The organism is Rhodopseudomonas sp. P2A-2r, from assembly GCF_026015985.1.
Taxonomy (GTDB): domain Bacteria; phylum Pseudomonadota; class Alphaproteobacteria; order Rhizobiales; family Xanthobacteraceae; genus Tardiphaga.
The window spans coordinates 1849872-1869848 of the sequence record NZ_CP110389.1; the positions used below are offsets into that span (position 1 = coordinate 1849872).

Genomic DNA, 19977 nt, shown 5'->3' on the forward strand with positions numbered 1-19977 from the left:
GACATTATGAGCGAAGACCTGTTGCGGCAAGTGGCCGCCGACCTGAATTTTGCAGTGGATGCGGCGACGCGCGTGCCGCGCATCGCCGCTTTGGTAAAGGATACCAACCGCCGCGTCGCCGACGTCGCGTTGCCGTTCGATTCGTCGCCCTATGCGATGCCGCTATGGCTTTCCGCAACGGACAAGGCCTGATGTCCCACGCGATTGCCGAACTCGATCTCTGCGCGCTGTCCCACGCCCTTGCCAAGGGCGATATCACCTCGGTGGCCGCCACCACGGTGGCGCTGGACCGGCTCGACACCGTCGGCCGCAAGCTCAACGCCGTGGTTCGCCTCGACAGCGCCCGTGCGCTCGAAGCCGCCGAAGCCGCCGACAAATTGCGCGCCACGGGCGTCGTGCTGCTGCCGCCGCTGCACGGCGTGCCATTGGCGCACAAGGACCTGTTCTACCGCGCCGGCGATCTGTCCGCCGGCGGCTCCAAGATCCGCGCCGGTTTTCGTGCCGATGTCACGGCGACGGTGATCGATCGCCTCGATGCCTCCGGCGCGCTTGATCTCGGCCGGCTGCAACTCGCCGAATTCGCCATGAGCCCGACCGGCTACAACGAACACAACGGCCACGCGCTCAATCCGTGGAATCCGGACCACGTGCCCGGCGGCTCGTCGTCGGGCTCCGGCGTGGCGGTCGCCGCGCGCCTGGTCACCGGCTCGCTCGGCACCGACACCGGCGGCTCTCTGCGCCATCCCGGCGCCATGTGCGGTCTGGTCGGATTGAAGCCGACCTGGGGCCTGGTGCCCACCGACGGCGTGATGCCGCTGTCGGCATCGTTGGATTGCACGGGACCGCTGACCCGCACCGCGCGCGATTCGGCGCGGCTGTTGTCGGTGATATCAGGCCGCGACTATGAATCGCATTTCAGCGGCGACATCTGCGGCATGACCATCGCGATTCCCGGTGGCTACTACCGCGAACTGCTCGATCCGGTGATCGCCGTGCGGCTGGAGCAGGCGGTCGTGACGCTGCGAAAACTCGGCGCCACCACCATCGAGACCGCGCCGCCGGATATGGCGCTGGTCAATGCGCTGATGCAGGTGTTGATGAGCGTCGAGGCTGCGACGATCCATCGCCGCTGGCTGATCGAGCGGCCGCAGGATTATGCCGATCAGGTCCGCGCCCGCATCGAGCCGGGGTTGCTGTATCCCGCCACGCGCTATGTCGAGGCGCTGTCGCTGCGCGCGCAGATCACGCAAGGTTGGATCGCCTCGTGCATCGGCGCAGCCGATCTGGCGCTGCTGCCGGCGATCTCGATTCCGGTGCCGAGCATTGCCGCGACCACCGAGGGCGACCCCGCCGACGTGGCGCGGGTGATCGGCCAGCTCACGCATTGCACCCGCGGCATCAACTATCTCGGCCTGCCGGCCGCCTCTGTGCCCTGCGGCTTCGATCCTATCGGGCTGCCTATCGCCTTCCAACTTGTCGGCCGCCCTTATAGCGAGGCCGCGTTGCTACGCGCCGCGCACGCCTATCAAGGCCAAACCGATTGGCATCAACGGATGCCGGCCGCAGCCGAACTTAACTAGAAGAGACGTTTCATGCCCATCATCGACATGCATACACACGCCCTCAGCAAGCGCGTCGAGCCGCTCGTGGCCGGAAAATACGATCCGATGGACAATCCCTATCGCCGCGACATGTCGCCGGCGAGCCGCGAGACCGATGCGGAGCAGGGCAAGATCCTGCCGGGCCTGATGCTAGATATCACCAAGCGCCGCGAGATGATGGCGAAAATGGGCGTCGATATTCAGGTGATTGCGCCGGCGCCAGCACAGCAAAACTACTGGGCTGATGAGGAACTGCTGGTCGCGCTGTCACGCGTGCAGAACGAGGACATCGCCGCGCTGGTGGCTCAGGATCCCGCGCATTTCGTCGGCATGGGCACACTGCCGATGCGCTTTCCGGAGCGCGCGATCGCGGAAGCAGTCCATGCTGTCGAAACGCTCGGTCTGCGCGGGTTCCAGATCGATACCCGTGTCGAGGATATCGAGCTTTCAGATGCGGCGCTGGATCCACTTTATGCACGTCTCGTCAAGCTGCGCGTGCCGTTATTCATTCATCCGCTTGGCTTCTCCCAGGGTCAGCGCCTCAGCCACTTCTTCATGGTCAACAGCGTTGGCCAGCCAGTGGAAGAGACGATCGCTATCGCACATCTCATCATGGGCGGCGTCATGGACCGGCATCCCGACCTCGACGTCGTGATCGCCCATGGCGGCGGCTATTTTCCCTTCTACAGCGCGCGCATGGACCATGCCTGGAAGGTCCGCCCCGAAGTCCGCAAGCTCACCGCCGACGCGCCGTCGACCTATCTGAAGCGGCTGTGGTTCGACACCTGCGTGTTCTCGCCGAGCTTGATCGATCAGCTCATTGCCACGGTCGGCGTTGATCGGGTCATGATGGGATCGGACTATCCGTTCGACATGGGCGACCAAGATCCGGTCCGCCTCGTGCGGGAAGCGAATCTGTCAGATGCGGACCGTGAGAAAGTTCTGTTCGGCAATGCGAGCAGGCTGTTTCGCATCAAGTGAATTGAGCGCGCCCAGTCGAGACCGTTCGCGTGGAAGGATAACGCATGATGAATGATGGCAAGCCCTATGGGCTCTATATCGGCGGAAAGTTTCGATCGGCCTCCACGGGACGCGTCATTCGTGTCGAGAATCCGAAGGACGGAAGCCATCTGGCGGATGTCGCGGAAGGCGATGAGGCGGATATCGATCGGGCAATAGACGCCGCAGAAGAGGCAGCGAAGATCTGGGCGGCAACGCCCGGCGCCGTACGTGGCGATATCATGCATCGTGCCGGCGAATTGCTGGCGGCGAAGCTGCCGGAACTGGTCACCATCGAGGTGGATCAGATCGGTCGCGCTCGGCGCGAGATGAGCGCGCAGCTCGGCCGTTTGCCGGAGTGGTTTCGCTATTTCGGCGCACTCGCGCGCACGCACGAGGACACGGTGCCGCCATTCGGCGGGAAATTCTTGAACTATACGCGCCGTGTCCCGCTCGGCGTGGTCGGCCATGTGACGCCGTGGAATCACCCATTGCTGATCCTGACCAAGAAGATCGCGCCGTCCATGGCGGCAGGAAATACGATGGTCGTAAAGCCAAGCGAGCTGGCGCCGATCACGCCGCTCCTGCTCGGCGACATCTTCAAGGAAGCTGGCGTGCCCGATGGCGTCTACAATGTAGTCCCGGGGTATGGCGCGACCGCAGGCAAGGCGTTGACCACCAGCAAGCGCATCAAGAAAATTGATCTTACCGGCGGCACCGAGACCGGAAAGATGGTCGCATCGCTCGCCGGTGCCAATTTAACAAAAGTGTCGGCCGAGCTTGGCGGCAAGGCTGCGGTGATCTTGTTCGACGATACACCGATCGAACGCGGCGTTGCCGCGGCATTGTTCGCGTCCTTTATCGCCAGCGGCCAGACCTGCGTGCAAGGCGCGCGTCTTCTCGTGCAGCGTTCGGTGCATGATGCAGTGGTGGCCGAGTTGGTGAAGCGCACCAATGCGATCCATATCGGCGATCCGCAGGACATGGCGACCCAGATGGGGCCGCTCGTGTCCGCCCGGCAGCGCGATCTCACCGAGCGTTATGTGAAGATCGGCCTGGAGGAAGGCGCCACGCTCGCGGCCGGCGGCAAGCGGCCGGAAGGTAGGCCATTCAAAAATGGCTATTTTCACCAGCCGACGATCTTTACCCATGTGACGCCGAACATGCGCATCGCTCAGGAGGAGATTTTTGGTCCGGTGGTGTGTGTCATCCCGTTTGATACCGAGGACGAAGCCATCACGATTGCGAATGGCACCGAATTCGGCCTCGCCACCTCGATCTGGACGCGCGATGTCACCCGTGCTCACCGGGTTGCGCACCAGCTTCAGAGCGGCATTGTCTGGATCAACGATCACCACCGTATCGATCCGTGCTCGCCTTGGGGCGGCTTCAAGATGAGCGGCATCGGACGCGAGAACGGCATTGTCGCTTATGAGGAATACACCCAGATCCAGAACGTCATCGTCAACCTATCGGATGAGCCGTTCGACTGGTACGCCGAAGACGGCAAAGAGAAGCGCTACAGCTAGAAGTATTGCGAGAAGGGAAATCGGATATGCTAGTTCGTAAGTCTGCGCTTCGATGCTGGTTATTCAATTATTTCTGGGATGTATCATCGCTTACCAATGCTATCTGATAATCTATTTCAGCGAAATCGACTTGGGATAAATTTTCCTGAGGGTGCATCGAGAATTCCGGGCCTTTGCGTTGCAGCGATTGGTTGAACCCGCCGCGCAAAGCAGCCATCGCCAATATAGAAGCCCTGCTGCTTCAACCTGGCGGCAATGGCACGAACGACGATGGCGATCCTTACGATGAAGCCGCTGTCCGGCCGATGAATTTCTGGAGAAGCGACCGCACGTCAGGGCGGACGAGGCGACGTCACGGTCCGTACCTCGAGCCCGGGAGATCAAGGTCCGTCGAAGTATCGGCAAACACCGACGTTCCGGCCGACTTTCGGAGCCGTGTCTTTCTGCTTCTGGATGCCCGCTAAGCTAGACGCGTAGGCTGCAAGGCTCAACGCCGAACGTCGCAATCGCGTTATCCTCTGAGCCGCGCAGGACGGCCTTCATCTGACCGATAGCGCCCTCAAGGAGCCGCCCTCGAAGCGATAGACATTGTTCTCGCCGCGGCCCCGCATGCTCAGCCTGCTGGTGTCGGAGCCATACAGCGTGCGGATGCCGGGGTCGAAGTTGTGACGTTTCCCGGTGATCACGGCGGAGACCTCGCCGTCCGCCCTTTCCTGATAGGTGCCGGTGTGCGCGAACGCGGAATTGCCGCCCAGCATCTTGCCGTCGGCGCAATACATCACGCTGCGACTGAACACGTCGCCCACGCCGTACTCACACTTGTAGAAACCGTCGAACAACGCTCGCCCCCCATGGCCCTTCCCGGGCCGCGCCCCGTTATAGCCTAACACGCACCGCCGCATGGGCCGCAACAGCATTGCGGCGCAATGCGGTCTGGCCCGCGATGAATTCACGCCGGTCGCCCAAAACGCACTTGAATGTGGAGCCGGCTGCGCGGCTTTTCGGCGGCTTTGCCGTCGACCATCAGGCGCCCCAATCAGCCCTGCTCTCTCGTCAAACGTCGGGGGGCTGCCAACAGCGCATGCGGTCCGTCTCGCACGGAGAACGACAGGTCAATGTCCACGCCGCCCCATCCCACACGAAAAAGGCCCTGCCGATCCCTCGGCAAGGCCCATCTCATCCGCCATCAACCTGCGCCTCAGAACGCCTTGATGCCCGCGTTCCTCACCACCTTGCCCCAGCGATCGTAGTCCGCCCGGATTGTCGCCGCGAAGGCGTCGGGGGTCGAGGTGGTGACGCTGAGGCCCTGCGCTTCCAGCCGGGCGCGGACGTCGGGCAGGGCGCCGATGCGGACCACTTCGGCGTTGAGGCGTGCCACGATCTCCGGCGGCGTGCCCTTCGGCGCGACCAGGCCGAACCAGGAATCGATGACGTAGTCGGCGACGCCGGCCTCGGCGGCGGTCGGCACGTCCGGCAGCTGCGGCGAACGCTCGCGGCTGGTCACCAGAAGGCCCTTGACCTTACCGTCGCGGATCTGCGGCGCCAGCACGGTGACCGTGTCGAAGGACAGGTTGACCACGTTGCCCAGGAGCGCGTTGACCGCCTGCGCGCTACCCTTGAACGGCACGTGCAAGAGCTCGGTGCCGGTCTGGCCCTCGAACAGCTCGCCGCTGAGGTGGCACAAGGTGCCCGGGCCGCACGACGAATAGGTGAATTTGCCCGGCGCGGTTCGCGCGGCGGCGATCAGCTCGCGGGCGCTCGCGAACGGCGCGTCGGGGCTCGCCGCCAGCACATAGGCCACGGCCGCCAGATTCGACACCGGCACGAAGCTGGTGAACGGATCGTAGGTAATCTCCTTGTTGATATGCGGCAGGATGGCGAGCTGGCCCGTCGGCGCCAGCGACAAAGTGTAGCCGTCGGGCTCGGCATGGGCGACGTAGTCGGCGGCGATGGCGGTGCCGGCGCCGGGCTTGTTCTCGATCACCACGGTCTGCTGCAGCGCCTCGCCGAGCTTGTCGGCATAGATGCGCGCGGTCGCGTCCGCCGCGCCGCCCGGCGGAAACGGCACGATCAGCTTGATGGTGCGGCTCGGCCATGCCGCGGCGAAGGCGCCGCCAGTGCTCAGCAGAAGGGAGGCCGCGGTGACGGCGGCGGCGGCGAAACGAAGCAACGGGGCAGGGCGCACGGCAGCAATCCTTTGTGACATCGCGTCGTCGGCTGCGCGCTTCATATTGAGAGATGCGGCGCTCGCCGACGCTGCGGGGAGACACAGATAGATGCGATCTGCGCCGGTTTTCGGCAATGGAACCGGATTGCAAAGGTGAGAACCGGCGTGGTGGATTGCTACTGCCGTGCTGGCGGCTGCGAGCAAAAGCATCTATTGGCCGTCCGAAGCGATGCCGCCGCGTCCGCCGCCCCGGTTTTGCGGATGGTGTATTGACAATAATCCTATTTAGGGCTATGGGCTATTCGTCTTGTTCGCGAGGGGGCGCTGTCATGAGGCGTCTTGGTAGCGGAGCAGGATGCGGTGTCCCGCGCGCGCGCCTCGCAAGTGCGCCCCGGGAGGCTGGACGTCACCGTCCGGGCCCACTACGGGGCTCTGCCGCAATCTGTCGGCTGGACGCGGACAGGGGAAGGCGGGGAAATCCCGTTGGAAGCTGTCCCGGAAGCACGGTCCCCCAGCCTTAAATCCCGCGGTGGCGCGTCCACAGGCGCCGCGATTCCATCGCGAGATGGATCGCGTCCCAACCACCACCCCCGCGCCTGTGGGCGCGCCGCCTCCCCTCATGGGTTCGAGGGGAGAACTGCTCACACCTCGGACGCATCATGCGCCGCGAGAATGCGCAAGCGTGGCTGTTTGACATTCGCATCGCGCGCGTGCGCTCAGCCTGATGTCAGGCCAGCAGCGATCGCAACACGAGGCTGTCTCGCGCGGCCTGTCGTTGCAATGCCCGGTCGTCGAGGCCGAAGACGTCGCCAGCGTTGCACTCGATCAACTACACACCCGCGCCGGCCTGGCGCATCATTCAAGTTGGCGGGAAATTGTCCCGCATGCTGCGGGACATGATCCCGAACCAAAAATCACGATGCCTGTGCTGCATCGAAACTGACGACATGCGAGTCCATGTGATGTCGTACGGTCGATATCGGCATTGTCGCATTCGGCGCGCGGCATTTGTGTCTGCTTTCTCCTCCGCATGTCGCAATCGGTATTCGATTGACCCGACGATTTTCTTTCGCATACGATATCGGCAGATCCGCTAGAGATCATTTGGGAGGAATATTAATGGCTCGTTTGCGACGCCCCGATTCTGTGCGTGGTCATTCCTCCGAAACCCTTTGTCTTTCTTCACTGGCGCGTGTGGCGTCGATCACGCTGGCGCTCAGCCTCACGGTTTCTGCCGGCACTGCATTTGCCCAGAGCGCAGCAAAGGGCTCTGCCGATCACATCAAGGCGGTGACCTCCGCGGTCGATGGTGCGTCGATCAAGGCTAACACGGCGACCTCGCAGGATTGGCCGACCATCGGTCTGGACTATGCGGAAACGCGTTTCAGCAAGCTCAACCAGATCAACGTCGATAACGTCAAGAAGCTGGGGCTGGTCTGGAGCTACAGTCTGGGATCGTCGCGCGGCGTCGAGGCGACTCCCGTGGTGGTCGACGGCATCATGTATCAGACCGCGTCATGGAGCGTGGTGCACGCCATCGATGCGCGCACCGGCAAGAATATCTGGACGTTCGATCCCGGCGTGGATCGCGAGAAGGGCTACAAGGGTTGCTGCGACGTCGTCAACCGCGGCGTCGCCCTTTACAAGGGCAAGGTGTTAGTCGCCGCCTATGACGGGCGGCTGATCGCGCTCGATGCGGTCACCGGGCAGAAGGTGTGGGAAAAGGACACGCTGATCGATCACGATCATTCCTACACCATCACTGGCGCGCCGCGCGTGTTCAACGGCAAGGTCATCATCGGCCAGGGCGGCGCGGAATACGGCGCGCGCGGCTATGTCACGGCTTACGATGCCGAGACGGGCAGCCAGGCGTGGCGCTGGTTCACCGTTCCCGGCGATCCGGCCAAGCCGTTCGAAGACGAGTCGATGGCCGCGGCGGCCAAGACCTGGGATCCGGCCGGCAAGTACTGGCTCAATGGCGGCGGCGGCACGCCGTGGGACACCATGACTTACGATCCCGAGCTCAATCTGGTCTATATCGGCACCGGCAACGGCTCGCCCTGGAACAGGAACGTGCGCAGCCCCGACGGCGGCGACAACCTGTATCTCGCCTCGCTGGTGGCGCTGAATGCCGACACCGGAAAATACGTCTGGCACTATCAGGAAACGCCGGGCGACAACTGGGACTACACCTCGACCCAGCCGATGATTCTCGCCGATATCACCATCGACGGCGCGCCCCGCAAGGTCATCCTGCATGCGCCCAAGAACGGTTTCTTCTTCGTCGTCGACCGGACCAACGGCAAGTTCATCTCGGCCAAAAACTTCGTCGATGTGAACTGGGCCACCGGCTACGATGCCAACGGCCGGCCGATCGAGGTTGCGGCGGCGCGCGGCGATGCGCCCTATGACGCTGTTCCCGGCCCCTACGGTGCGCATAACTGGCATCCCATGTCGTTCAATCCGCAGACCGGGCTGGTCTATCTGCCGGCGCAGAACGTGCCGGTGAACCTCACGCCAGAAAAGACCTTTGCCCAGAATGCGCCGACGCCCGGCAAGTTCGGCGGCACCACCGGCTGGAATGTCGGCTTCATGCTCAATGCCACGCCGCCCAAGGCTCCGGCTTTCGGGCGCCTCATCGCGTGGGATCCGGTGAAGCAGAAGGAGGCGTGGCGCGCCGAATATGTGGCGCCGTGGAACGGCGGCACGCTCACCACCGCCGGCAACCTGGTGTTTCAGGGCACCGCCGACGGCCGCTTCATCGCCTATAATGCCGCTAACGGCGACAAGCTATGGGAGTCGCCGACCGGCACCGGCGTCGTCGCCGCGGCATCGACCTATCTGATCGACGGCAAGCAATATGTGTCCATCGCAGTCGGCTGGGGCGGCGTGTTCGGGATCTCGCAACGCGCCACCGAGTTGCAGAGCCCGGGCACCGTCTACACCTTTGCCGTCGACGGCAAAGCACCGCTGCCGGCCTTCGTGAAGTACCAGACCGAGGGCCTGCTCAAGGGCGTGAAATATGACCCCGCCGACGTCGCCGAAGGCACCGCGATCTATGTCGCAGCCTGCGCCACCTGCCACGGCGTCCCGGGCGTCGACAAAGGCGGCAACGTTCCGAACCTGGGCTATTTGCCGACTGAAACCATTGCCAACCTGAAGGGCATTGTTTTCAAGGGCCCGTTCCGCGACAGGGGCATGCCGGATTTCACCGGCAAGCTGACCGACAAGGATGTGGTGAAGATCCAGGCCTTCATCCAGGGCACCGCCGACGCCATCCGGCCCAAGTAGTCGTCACGCCGGGGAGGGGCATTCTTGAGGAGCCGCCTCGACGAAATCGCGAAAGTTGAGAATTATCCGGACCGGATTGACTAGCTTCGGTCCAGACAGGTTCTCTTCACGATCGGGCGTCACCCCACACTCGTTCGCGCCCGCAATCGCGACGCGGATTGGCCGCACATGCGGCGCAACGCCGCTGGTCATTTGCCGGCCGGAATTATGTCCGGCAGCAGAACGCGTGAGCCGGCAATGAAGCCCCTGACGGCATCATGGACGATATCGTCGAGCCGTCCGGGGGTCGGGGTGCCGTACACGAACCGCCGGATGGCCATGTAGAAGATCCGGCCGTGCAATCCCCAGTACATCTCGACTTCGCGCTCCGACAGCGGAATAGTTGAACTACCGGGCAGCCGCAGTTCGCTTCGCAGCTCGTGGCAGGCTGGTTCGATGATCTCCTTGCGGACGATCTCAAGATAGCGCCCGGTGATATCGAACGACTTCAAGCCCGAGAACACGAAAATTCTCACCCAGTCGTACTCGAAAACGCGTTCGACATATTCGAGATAGAACTGCGTCAGGCGCTGCTCGACGGACATGCTGCGGTTCTTGATCAGTGCACCCCACGAAGTGTCCCACCGGCTAAGATAGACCTCTTCATAGACCCGTTCGATCAGCGCCTCCTTGCTCGGGAAGTGGCGGTAGATCGCCGAGTGCGTGATGCCCATCCGTTTGGCGAGTTCGCGCGTCTGTCCTTCGAAGCCGTGTTCCGCAAAAAAGCGGATAGCTTCGTCGACAATTAATCGCTCGCGGTCTGCGGCCCGCATGTTGCGCCGCGGTGCCTTTGTTTTTGCGGCTTTTTTCGCCATCGACGTCCTGCATTGCTCCGCTGTTCCCCTACGTTGATAGCGTAGCGCTAGAAAATGACCAAATGGTCGCAACCCGTTGACTCCGGTTTCGACGCGTGATCTAGATTTCAGACCAGTTGGTTACAAATCTGGGTGAGTGGGACGGCCCTGGAGAATTTATCTTGAAGGCTCGAGCGTTCAGCTACGCGCGTCCCGCCACGGTGGCGGAGGCGCTGGAGACATTCGCGACGTCCGGCGCGGATGCGAGCTATATCGCTGGTGGCCAGAGTCTGGTGCCCGCGCTGGCGTTGCGGCTGCAGGCGCCGGAATTGCTGATCGACGTCGCCCATATCGAATCCATGCGTGGCGTCGAGCTTCAAGGCGATTGGCTTCGCATGGGCGCGCTGACCCGGCATTGCGAGGCGCTGACCGATCCCCTGATCGCCCGGCATGCGCCGCTGCTGCGCGAGGCCGCGCCGTTCGTGGCGCATCCGGCGATCCGCAACAAGGGCACGCTCGGCGGCAGCGTTGCGCTGGCGGATCCTGCGTCGGAATTTCCCGCGATGATGCTGGCGATGGGCGCCGAACTTGAAATCGCCGGCCGCGACGGCAATCGCCGCGTGGCGGCCGATGATTTCTTCATCGACCTGTTCCAGACCGCCATCGAGCCGGGCGAACTGCTGGTCGCCATTCACGTTCCCGTTGTCGGTCCCCGCCATCGCTGGGCGTTCGATGAACTCGCGCGTCGCCGCGGCGATTACGCCATCGTCGGATCAGGACTGCTCGCCGAGTTCAGCGGACCTCGCGTCGAGTCGATGAGGGTTGCGTTTTTCTCGGTGGGCAACACGCCGATGCGGGCAGCAAAGGTCGAAGGCCTTTTGACCGGCCGCGACCTCGACCAGACGGGTATCGTCGAAGCCCAGGCCGCGCTCGCCGGCGACCTGTCGCCGCCCGACGACGAACACACGCCGGCAGCTGCCCGGTTGCATCTGGCGCGCGTGCTGCTCGGGCGGTTGCTCGGAAGACTGATGGTGGCGTCATGACCGATCTCGCCGCGATCAAGATGACGGTGAACGGCGAGGCCGTTTCGTGCGGCGTCGCGCCGCGCGAGACGCTGGCCGATTTTCTGCGCCAGGGGCTCGAACTCACCGGCACGCACACCGGCTGCGAGATGGGCGCATGCGGCGCCTGCCTTGTGCTGGTGGACGGTCGCGTGGTGCATTCCTGCCTGATGTTTGCGGTACAGGCCGATGGCTCGGCCATCGAGACCATCGAGGGATTGAGCGATCGCTCGGTAATTGCCGACTTGCAGGAAGCCTTTCATGAACGCAACGCCCTGCAGTGCGGGTTCTGTACCTCCGGCATCCTGATGACTGCGCACGGCCTGCTGTCGCTGCCCGGCGTGCCGTCGCGCGACGCGATCCGCGATGCGCTGTCGGGCAATTACTGTCGCTGCACCGGCTATGAAGCGATCGTCGACGCGATCGAAGTCGTGGCGCTGCGCCGCGCCGAAAGCCGGCAGACCGAGGAGGCTGGCGCATGAATGCTCCGTTGAGCCCGCTTGATCGCCCGAACTCCTATATCGGCCGCTCGGTCCCTCGTCCCAATGCCAAGCGGCTGCTCGCCGGCCGCGGTCGCTACGTCACGGACATCGTGCTACCGCGCATGCTGCATGCGGCGTTCGTGCGCAGCCCCTACGCTCATGCCCGTGTTGTTTCCATCGACACCGAAGCTGCCAAAGCGATGCCCGGCGTGCGGCTGATTGCTACGGGCGAGGATCTCGCGCGGCTTTGCACGCCCTGGGTCGGCACGCTCGATCATTTCAAGGGCATGAAGTCGCCACCGCAACTGCCGCTCCCGATCGACAAGGTGGTGTGGTCCGGCCAGGCCGTGGTTGCCATCGTCGCCGATACGCGCGCGCTGGCCGAGGATGCCGCAGAAGTGGTCTCCATCGAATTCGAGGAGCTAGAGGCGATCGTCGATCTCGATGCGGCGCGGGCTCCTGGATCGCCGGTGATCTCGCCGGAGCTTGGCGACAACGTCTGCTTTCATGCCACCATCGATACCGGCGGCGTGGACGAGATTTTCGCCAGCGCTGCGCACGTCGTCGAGGGTGAGTTCCATTTCGGACGCCACACCGCGGTGACGATGGAGCCGCGCGCCATCATCGCTGACTACGATGCCAGCGAGCCGCGACTGACGGTGCACCACGCGACGCAAACGCCGTACCAGTTCCAGGACCTCTACGCGCGCCATTACGGCATTCCGGAAGCCTGCGTACGGGTGATCGCGCCGGATATCGGCGGTTCGTTCGGCATGAAGCTGCACGTCTATCACGAGGACATGGCGGTGGTCGGCATCAGCATCATGCTGGGCCGTCCCGTAAAATATGTCGCCGACCGCATGGAATCCTTCGTATCGGATATTCACGCCCGCGACCACCGCGTCCGCGCCCGTATGGCGGCGGATGCCGATGGCATGATTGTGGCGATGGATGTCGAGGATGTGACCGGCATCGGCGCGTTTTCGGCCTATCCGCGCACCAGCGTCGTGGAAGGCAATCAGGTTTTTCGCCTGATGGGTGCGCCTTACGGCTTCCAGAACTATCGTGCCGATCTACAGGTGGTGTTCCAAAACAAGGTGCAGATGAGTCAGTACCGGGCGGTCGGTCATCCCATCGCCTGCACGGTCACCGAGCGGCTGGTGGATTTGGTCGCAGCCAGGACATCGCGGGACGTGTTCGACGTCCGTGCCCAAAACCTTATTCCGGACGATGCCTATCCCTGCGCGTCGCCGACCGGCTACAAGTTCGAGGCGCTGTCGCATCACGCCTGTCTCGCGAAGCTGCGATCGCTGATGGATTACGACAGGCTGCGCGCCGAACAGGTCGAGTTGCGGGCGCGTGGGATTCATCGCGGCATCGGCATCGCGAGCTTCGTCGAGATCACCAACCCGGGTCCGGCGTTTTACGGCGTCGGTGGTGCGCGGATTTCCGCCCAGGACGGCGCGTTTCTGAAGATCACGCCGTCGGGAGACGTGCATTGCGCGATCTCTGTCACCGAGCTGGGGCAGGGCACCGAAACGATCATCGGCCAGATCGTCGCCGAGCATCTCGGCGTCGACCGCGCGCGCGTCAAGGTGATCACCGGCGATACCGAGACGACGCCGCACGGCGGTGCGACCTGGGCCTGCCGCGGCGCCGGCATCGGTGGCGAAACCGCGTTGCGGACGGCCCGGAAGCTGAAGGCAAATGTGCTGTCGGTTGCCGCCGTCATCCTGCAGGAGCAGCCGGAGCGGCTCGACCTGCAGAACGGCTGGGTGGTCGATGCGGCAACGGCGCAGCCGCGTATCGAGCTCGCGGAGCTCGCCCGCATCGCCTATTTCCGTTCCGATACGCTGCCGCCCGGCACCCAGGCGCAGCTTTCGGTCGCGCATCATTACGCGCCCGAGGGCTATCCGTTCGCCTTCACCAATGGCATTCAAGGCTGCCTCGTCGAGCTCGATGCGGAGACCGGTTTCGTCAGGATCCTCAAACACTGGGTGGTCGAGGATTGCGGCCGCGTCATCAACCCGATGCTGGTGGACGAGCAGATCCGCGGCGGCGTCGTCCAGGGTCTTGGCGCCGCCTTTTTCGAGGAATGTCTCTATGGCGACAGCGGCCAGCTGATCAACGGCTCGCTGGCGGACTATCTGGTGCCGATGGCGGTGGAAATGCCGGACATCGTCATCGATCACGTCGAGACGTTGACCATGGACACGCAACTCGGTGCCAAGGGCGTTGGCGAAGCGGGAACCGCTGCCGCATCGGCGGCGGCACTGAACGCGGTGAACGACGCACTGGCGCCGTTCGGCGGGTCGCTCGCGCAAGTGCCCATGACGCCCGTACGAATCCTGAAGGCACTCGGTCATATCTAACAAAGCCAACAAAAACGCATACGGAGGGAAGTCATGAGAGACGTCATTCGGAATATCTCGCAGCAGAAAATTTCACGGCGTCGTGCGCTGGCTGGGCTGGGCGCAGGTGCAAGCTTTCTTGCAATGCCATGGGTCGCACGCGCCGCGGACGACACCGTCCGCATCGGCTTTCCGACGCCGCTGACTGGACCCTTCGCAGCCGAAGCCAAGGATCAGGTCAAAAGCGCCGAGCTTGCCGTCAGGCAGTTCAACGAGAAGGGCGGCATCAATGGCCGCAAGATTGAACTTCTGGTGCGCGACGACAAGCTCAACGGCGGCGAAGCCGCGACGCGGACGCTCGAGCTGATCGAAAAGGACAAGGTCCACGCCATCGTCGGCTCACTGTCGAGCGCCGTGCAGCTCGCGGTCAACGAAGTGACCCGTGCGCGCGGCGTGATCTACGTCTCGATCAGCCAGTCCGACACCATTAACGAGCTCAAGGACGCCAGCAAGTTCACCTTCCATGAAGCGCTCAATCCGCACATGACGGCGGGCGCCGTGGCGCGGCACACGTTCAAGAAGGGCACCAAGGTCGCCTATCTCTCGGCCGACTATGCCTATGGCCACGAGATGGTGCGCGGCTTCAAGCGCGCGCAGGCCGCGATCGGCGCGGAGAATGTCGGCGAGATCCTGCATCCGTTCGGCGCGGCGGACTATTCGACGCTGATGCCGCGTCTGCGCTCGATGCGGCCTGACATCCTGTGCATCAGCAATTTCGGCCGCGACCAGGCCAATTCCATCAAGCAGGCGGTCGATTTCGGCCTCAAGCAGCAGATGAAGATCGTGGTGCCCGTCCTGTTGCACAACCAGCGGCTGGCGGTTGGACCCGAGGTGTTCGAAGGTGTGGTCGGCGGCGCCAACTACTATTGGGGTCTGGAAAGCGAGATCCCGTCGGCAAAAGCGTTTAACGATGCCTATCGCGCGGCCAATGGCGGCGCGATCCCGACCGACTACGGCGCCTATGGTTATACCGGATTGTCGTCGCTGCTGCTGGCTATGCAGGCCGCGGGCGGCACCGAGACCGACAAGGTGATCGCGGCGCTGGAAGACCTCAAATACAACGTCGCCAAGGGGCCGCAGTACTATCGCAAGTGCGACCATCAGTCGATCCAGTCGGTGCTGGTGCTCGAATCGAAGAAGAAGGCTGACATGAAGAGCGACATGGATCTGTTCCAGGTCGTCGCCAACGAACCGGCTTCGGAAGAGGTTCTGCGGAGCTGCACCGAACTCGGTTTCCCCGCCTGACAGGAAATCGAACCCGACCATGGACGCAGAACTCATCCTGATGCAGCTCTTTTCCGGAGTTGCCCTCGGCGCGATCCTCGTCATCGCTGCGCTTGGCCTGTCGATCATCTTCGGCATGCTGGGCGTGGTGAATTTTGCGCATGGCGCGCTGTTCATGGTCGGCGCCTATGCCGGATTGTGGGTGGCGTCGGTCACCGGAAGCTTCTGGTGGGGCCTGGTCGCGGCGCCGATCATGGTCGGCCTGTTCGGCATGGTGATCGAATTCGTCCTCGTGCGGCCGTTGTACGGCCGCTCCATCGACGATCCGCTGCTGCTGACCTTCGGTCTGGGCTATGTGCTGGTTGAAGCTGTCAGGATCGTCTTCGGCAGCGACGGCATTCCGTTCCCGACGCCGCCGCAGCTCACCGGCGTGCTCGACCTCGGCGTCGGTTTCTTCCCGATCTATCGCCTGTTCGTAGTCGGCGTCGTCATCGCTGTGCTCGTCCTGCTGTGGCTTGGTCTGGAGAAGACCAGGTTCGGACTGATCGTCCGCGCCGGCGCGCGCGACCCGACCATCATGAAGGTGCTCGGTGTCGACATCAGCAAGGTGTGGCTGCTGGTGTTCGGTCTCGGCGCCGCCCTGGCCGCGCTCGGCGGCGTGCTGGCCGGGCCGATGCGGTCGGTAAATCCTGAAATGGGATCGCTGGTGCTCGCCGAAGCCTTCGTGGTGACGGTGATCGGCGGCCTCGGCTCGCTGCTGGGATCGATCATCGCCGGCGTCCTGGTCGGCGTTGCCGTCAGCATGACCGCATTGTTCGCGCCGGAAATGGCCACCATCGTGATGTTCGCGCTGATGGCGATCGTCCTCCTGATCCGGCCCGAAGGCCTGTTCGGCAAACTCGCGTAACGGAACAAAACCATGTCAACTCCGGCGCTCGCCGCACCGATCCCTTCCAGCACGGCCGCCCCCTCCGCGCTCGCCGGCACCCTAACGACGTACCGCGTGCCGCTGTCGATTGTGGCGCTGTGCCTGCTGCCGTGGCTGCTGCCGTCGCAGGCGCTTGCCGTCAACGTGCTGATCTACGGCGTGCTGGCGGTGGGCTACAATCTGCTGTTTGGCTACACGGGCATGCTGTCGTTCGGTCACGCGGCGTTCTTCGGCGCCGGCGCTTACATCACCGGCATTGCCATCGGCCGGTTCGGCATTCCGTGGTTTGCGGCGGTGCCGCTCGGCGTGCTCTGCGGCGGCGTGCTGGCCTTCATCATCGGAATGCTCTCGACGCGTACGCGGGGGATCTACTTCTCGATGGTGACGCTGGCGCTGGCGCAGCTGATCTACTACGCCGCGCTGCAGGCATCGTCCTGGACCGGTGGCGAGAACGGTCTGCGCGGCTTCACCGTGGAGAGCATCAACCTGGTCGGATGGAAGATCAATTTCCTCGATCCGGTGAACAAGTACTACATCCTGCTGGCATTCGCGGCGCTGGCACTGTGGGCGGTCTCGCGCATCCTGAATTCGCCGTTCGGCGCGGCCATCGAGGCGATCCGCGAGAATGAGCGTCGCGCGCGGACCTGCGGCTTCGATATCGAACTGACCAAGCTGCTGGCCTTCACCTTGTCGGGCCTGATCTGCGCGCTGGCCGGCACCATGACGGCGCTTCACCTCGCCTTCGTGCCGCTGGACCTTCTGCACTATCAGACCTCGGGCATGATCGTGATGATGACCCTGTTGGGCGGCGCACGCAGCTTTTTGGCCCGTTCGTCGGCGCGCTGGTGTTCCTGCTGATGGAGGATGTGTTCTCGCTGTGGACGTCGCACTGGCAGATCATCGTTGGATCGATCTTCGTTCTTTTCGTCCTGTTCCTGCCCAAAGGTATCTGGGGCACCTTCTTGGCAAAGGTCATTCGATGAACGCGCCGCTTCTTGCCGTTAACAACATCGGATGCAGGTTTGGCGGCTTCGTCGCGCTGGAGGGCGTCACCACCACGTTCCTGCCGGGCAAGGTGACGTCGATCATCGGACCGAACGGCGCCGGCAAGAGCACCTTCTTCAACCTGCTGTCGGGGGTGCTGACGCCGTCGAGCGGATTGATCCGGTTCAAGGGCAAGGATCTGTCGGGAACGCCCCAGCATCAGTTCGTGCATCTCGGAATCGCGCGGTCATACCAGATCACCAACATCTTTCCCGACCTCAGCGTGCACGAGAATGTCCGCGTCGCGGCCCAGGCGACCGCGGGGGCCGTTCGCGCTACAATATCTGGACCAACCGAAACAGTTTTTCCGAACTCGGTGCAAAGGCCGACGCCGCACTCGAGTCGGTTGGGCTGATCGGCCGGCGCAATGACATCGCGAAATATTTGGCCCATGGCCAGCAGCGCGCCCTCGAAGTGGCCATCTCGGTGGTTTCCGATCCCGAAGTTCTGCTGCTGGACGAGCCGACCGCGGGCATGGGACCGGAGGAGACCAAGGAGATGGTGGCGCTGCTGGAGAAGCTGGCGGCGCAGCGGACCATACTCCTCGTTGAGCACAAAATGAAGATGATCCTCGGCCTCAGCGATCGCATCCTCGTGCTGCATCACGGTCGCCTGATCGCCGATGGCTCGCCGCACGACATCCAGACGGACCCCGAGGTCCGTCGCGTCTATCTGGGACAGAACGATGGCTATGCTTGAAACCACGGACCTGCACGCTTGGTACGGCTCGAGTCATACCCTGCACGGCGTGTCGATCTCGGTTGCCCAGGGCGAGGTCGTTGCGTTGGTCGGCCGCAACGGCGCGGGCAAGACCACCACGATCCGTTCGGTTATGGGATTGATGCCGAAGACCACCGGCGCGATGCGCTTCGCCGGCACGGATCTGTCGCCGCTGCGCGCCCACCAGCGCTTCAAGCTCGGCCTCGCTTATGTTCCGGAAGAGCGTCGCATCGTGCCCGGGCTAACGGTGCGGGAGAACCTGCAGCTTGGTCTGGTCGCCAGCGACGCCAAGATCAACGAGCGCGTCGCGATCGACGAGATCGCTGAAAGCTTCCCGCGCCTGAAAGAGCGCCTCGATCAGGAGGCGGTGACCATGTCGGGCGGCGAACAGCAGATGCTGGCAATAGCGCGAGCGATGATCGCCAAGCCGAAGATGATCCTGCTCGACGAACCCTCCGAAGGCATCATGCCGGTGCTGGTCGAGGAGATGGGCGTGTTGTTTCGTCGCCTACGCGATGAGGGCGTCACGCTGCTGCTAGTGGAGCAGAATGTCGAATGGGCGCTGCGGCTCGCCGATCGCGCAATCATCATCGACCAGGGTGAGGTGGTCTATGAGAGCAGTGCCGCGGCCCTGCTCGCCGACAAGGAAATCCAGGAGCGCTACTGCGCGGTCTGAAGCGCCGTCGTCAGGACGGCGCCGAGAATCCGCCGGCCAGCCGTTCGCGCAGGAACGACACCAGCGCCTCCACGGTGCGCGGCACCTGCGGCGCATAGGGGCGGATGGCGAACAATTGCTCGCCGAACGCGCCGACCACGCGCCAATCGGCCAGCACCGGATGCAGCCGGCCGGCGGCGATCTCCTGCTGGGCGCTGAAGTCCGGCACCAAGGCGATGCCGAGCCCGGCAAGTGCCGCCTCACGCAACACCTCGCTGTTGTTGGCGGCGAACACACCGGAAATCTTCACGATGATCCGCCCGCTCTTGCCCTTGCGCGGCTCGAACGCCCAAGTCGGCGCCACGCTGTCGCGCAGATAGTGCAGGCAATCATGGGCGCCGAGATCCTCCGGTCGGGCCGGCGTGCCGCGGCGCTTCAGATAGCTGCGGCTGGCGACCAGCACTGACTGGGTATCGCAGAGTTTCCACGCCACATGGGTATCCGGCACCGTGGCGACGTGGCGGACCGCAAGGTCGAATCCTTCTTTCGCCAGCGAGCTCAGGCGATCCGACAGTTCGAGCTCGATGCGGACCTCCGGATACAGCCGGAGAAAGTCGGGGATCAGCGGCACGATGCGCTGCCGTCCCAGCGCCACCGGCACGGTGACGCGCAGCACCCCCGCGGCGCGCCGGCGAGATCCTTCACCCCCGCGAAATTGCGCTCGATCTCGGCAAAGGACGCGCGCGTGGAGTCGACCAGATGCTGCCCGGCCTCGGACAGCCGCACGCTGCGCGTGGTGCGCCGGACCAGCGGCACGCCGATCGCCTGCTCGAGCTCGCTGACACGGTGGCTCATGGCCGCCTTGCTGACGCCGAGCCGGCCGGCGGCGGCCGTGAAGCTGCCGGTCTCGGCCAGCACGCCGAGCCAATGCAGATGCGACCACAGCGATTCCACCTTCTTGGTTTTCATCGGTCTATTGTTCAATATCTTGAACAGTCAGTCCAATCATTTGATCTGTGGTCGCGGGAGCGC

General features: G+C 63.7%; 17 protein-coding genes and 2 pseudogenes. 14 read left to right on the forward strand and 5 right to left on the reverse strand.

Annotated elements, in window-relative coordinates; genetic code table 11:
* Window positions 1-6 precede the first annotated feature (6 nt).
* From ONR75_RS08740 to ONR75_RS08755, 4 genes are read left to right on the forward strand one after another with little or no spacing between them, the layout of a single operon-like run.
* Window positions 7-192: a hypothetical protein gene (locus tag ONR75_RS08740; protein WP_265082243.1), complete on the forward strand. Its 186-nt coding sequence runs from the start codon at window positions 7-9 to the stop codon at window positions 190-192.
* A complete protein-coding gene (locus ONR75_RS08745; protein WP_265082244.1) occupies window positions 192-1580 on the forward strand; it encodes an amidase in 1389 nt (462 codons plus the stop codon). Before ONR75_RS08740 ends, ONR75_RS08745 begins: the two co-directional genes overlap by 1 nt.
* A gap of 12 nt (window positions 1581-1592) precedes the next feature.
* Window positions 1593-2582 (forward strand): amidohydrolase family protein, encoded by a 990-nt coding sequence (locus tag ONR75_RS08750; RefSeq protein WP_265082245.1) that lies wholly within the window; start codon window positions 1593-1595, stop codon window positions 2580-2582.
* A gap of 44 nt (window positions 2583-2626) precedes the next feature.
* Window positions 2627-4129 (forward strand): aldehyde dehydrogenase, encoded by a 1503-nt coding sequence (locus tag ONR75_RS08755; protein WP_265082246.1) that lies wholly within the window; start codon window positions 2627-2629, stop codon window positions 4127-4129.
* 539 nt (window positions 4130-4668) lie between these two features.
* On the opposite strand, the gene ONR75_RS08760 is transcribed toward ONR75_RS08755, so the two are convergent.
* Window positions 4669-4968 carry a hypothetical protein gene (locus tag ONR75_RS08760; RefSeq protein ID WP_265082247.1) on the reverse strand — a complete coding sequence of 100 codons (300 nt, stop codon included), beginning with the start codon at window positions 4966-4968 and terminating at the stop codon, window positions 4669-4671.
* Window positions 4969-5327: 359 nt separating this feature from the next.
* Complete coding sequence (locus ONR75_RS08765) at window positions 5328-6314, reverse strand: Bug family tripartite tricarboxylate transporter substrate binding protein (RefSeq protein WP_265082248.1); 987 nt, start codon at window positions 6312-6314, stop codon at window positions 5328-5330.
* A gap of 1176 nt (window positions 6315-7490) precedes the next feature.
* Between ONR75_RS08765 and ONR75_RS08770 the strand changes: the two genes are divergently transcribed.
* Window positions 7491-9587, forward strand: a complete 2097-nt coding sequence (locus ONR75_RS08770) for a PQQ-dependent dehydrogenase, methanol/ethanol family (protein WP_265082249.1) — start codon at window positions 7491-7493, stop codon at window positions 9585-9587.
* 188 nt (window positions 9588-9775) lie between these two features.
* Here the strand turns inward: ONR75_RS08770 and ONR75_RS08775 are convergent, their stop codons facing one another.
* Window positions 9776-10399, reverse strand: coding sequence for a TetR/AcrR family transcriptional regulator (locus tag ONR75_RS08775; RefSeq protein WP_265083597.1), 624 nt, complete (start codon window positions 10397-10399; stop codon window positions 9776-9778).
* Between the two features lie 203 nt (window positions 10400-10602).
* On the opposite strand from ONR75_RS08775, the gene ONR75_RS08780 reads away from it, so the two are divergent.
* The 9 genes and pseudogenes from ONR75_RS08780 (at window position 10603) to ONR75_RS08820 (ending at window position 18966) form a co-directional block, all read left to right on the forward strand.
* Window positions 10603-11463, forward strand: a complete 861-nt coding sequence (locus tag ONR75_RS08780) for an FAD binding domain-containing protein (RefSeq protein ID WP_265082250.1) — start codon at window positions 10603-10605, stop codon at window positions 11461-11463.
* Entirely contained in the window at window positions 11460-11963 is a 504-nt protein-coding gene (locus tag ONR75_RS08785; RefSeq protein WP_265082251.1) for a (2Fe-2S)-binding protein, read from the forward strand. Before ONR75_RS08780 ends, ONR75_RS08785 begins: the two co-directional genes overlap by 4 nt.
* Window positions 11960-14335, forward strand: coding sequence for a xanthine dehydrogenase family protein molybdopterin-binding subunit (locus ONR75_RS08790; RefSeq protein ID WP_265082252.1), 2376 nt, complete (start codon window positions 11960-11962; stop codon window positions 14333-14335). Before ONR75_RS08785 ends, ONR75_RS08790 begins: the two co-directional genes overlap by 4 nt.
* A gap of 33 nt (window positions 14336-14368) precedes the next feature.
* Complete coding sequence (locus ONR75_RS08795; RefSeq protein WP_265082253.1) at window positions 14369-15619, forward strand: ABC transporter substrate-binding protein; 1251 nt, start codon at window positions 14369-14371, stop codon at window positions 15617-15619.
* A 19-nt stretch (window positions 15620-15638) separates the two neighbouring features.
* Entirely contained in the window at window positions 15639-16505 is an 867-nt protein-coding gene (locus tag ONR75_RS08800) for a branched-chain amino acid ABC transporter permease (protein WP_265082254.1), read from the forward strand.
* Window positions 16506-16517: 12 nt separating this feature from the next.
* Window positions 16518-17509 (forward strand): annotated as a pseudogene (locus tag ONR75_RS08805) (branched-chain amino acid ABC transporter permease).
* Window positions 17506-17981, forward strand: a pseudogene (locus ONR75_RS08810) (ATP-binding cassette domain-containing protein); the annotation flags it as partial. The pseudogenes ONR75_RS08805 and ONR75_RS08810, both read left to right, overlap by 4 nt.
* A gap of 153 nt (window positions 17982-18134) precedes the next feature.
* Window positions 18135-18269, forward strand: a complete 135-nt coding sequence (locus ONR75_RS08815) for a hypothetical protein (RefSeq protein ID WP_265083598.1) — start codon at window positions 18135-18137, stop codon at window positions 18267-18269.
* Window positions 18262-18966, forward strand: coding sequence for an ABC transporter ATP-binding protein (locus tag ONR75_RS08820; RefSeq protein WP_265083599.1), 705 nt, complete (start codon window positions 18262-18264; stop codon window positions 18964-18966). Before ONR75_RS08815 ends, ONR75_RS08820 begins: the two co-directional genes overlap by 8 nt.
* A gap of 10 nt (window positions 18967-18976) precedes the next feature.
* On the opposite strand, the gene ONR75_RS08825 is transcribed toward ONR75_RS08820, so the two are convergent.
* Window positions 18977-19621 (reverse strand): substrate binding domain-containing protein, encoded by a 645-nt coding sequence (locus ONR75_RS08825; RefSeq protein WP_265082255.1) that lies wholly within the window; start codon window positions 19619-19621, stop codon window positions 18977-18979.
* Window positions 19567-19914 carry a LysR family transcriptional regulator gene (locus ONR75_RS08830; protein ID WP_265082256.1) on the reverse strand — a complete coding sequence of 116 codons (348 nt, stop codon included), beginning with the start codon at window positions 19912-19914 and terminating at the stop codon, window positions 19567-19569. Before ONR75_RS08830 ends, ONR75_RS08825 begins: the two co-directional genes overlap by 55 nt.
* Between the last annotated feature and the right edge of the window lie 63 nt (window positions 19915-19977).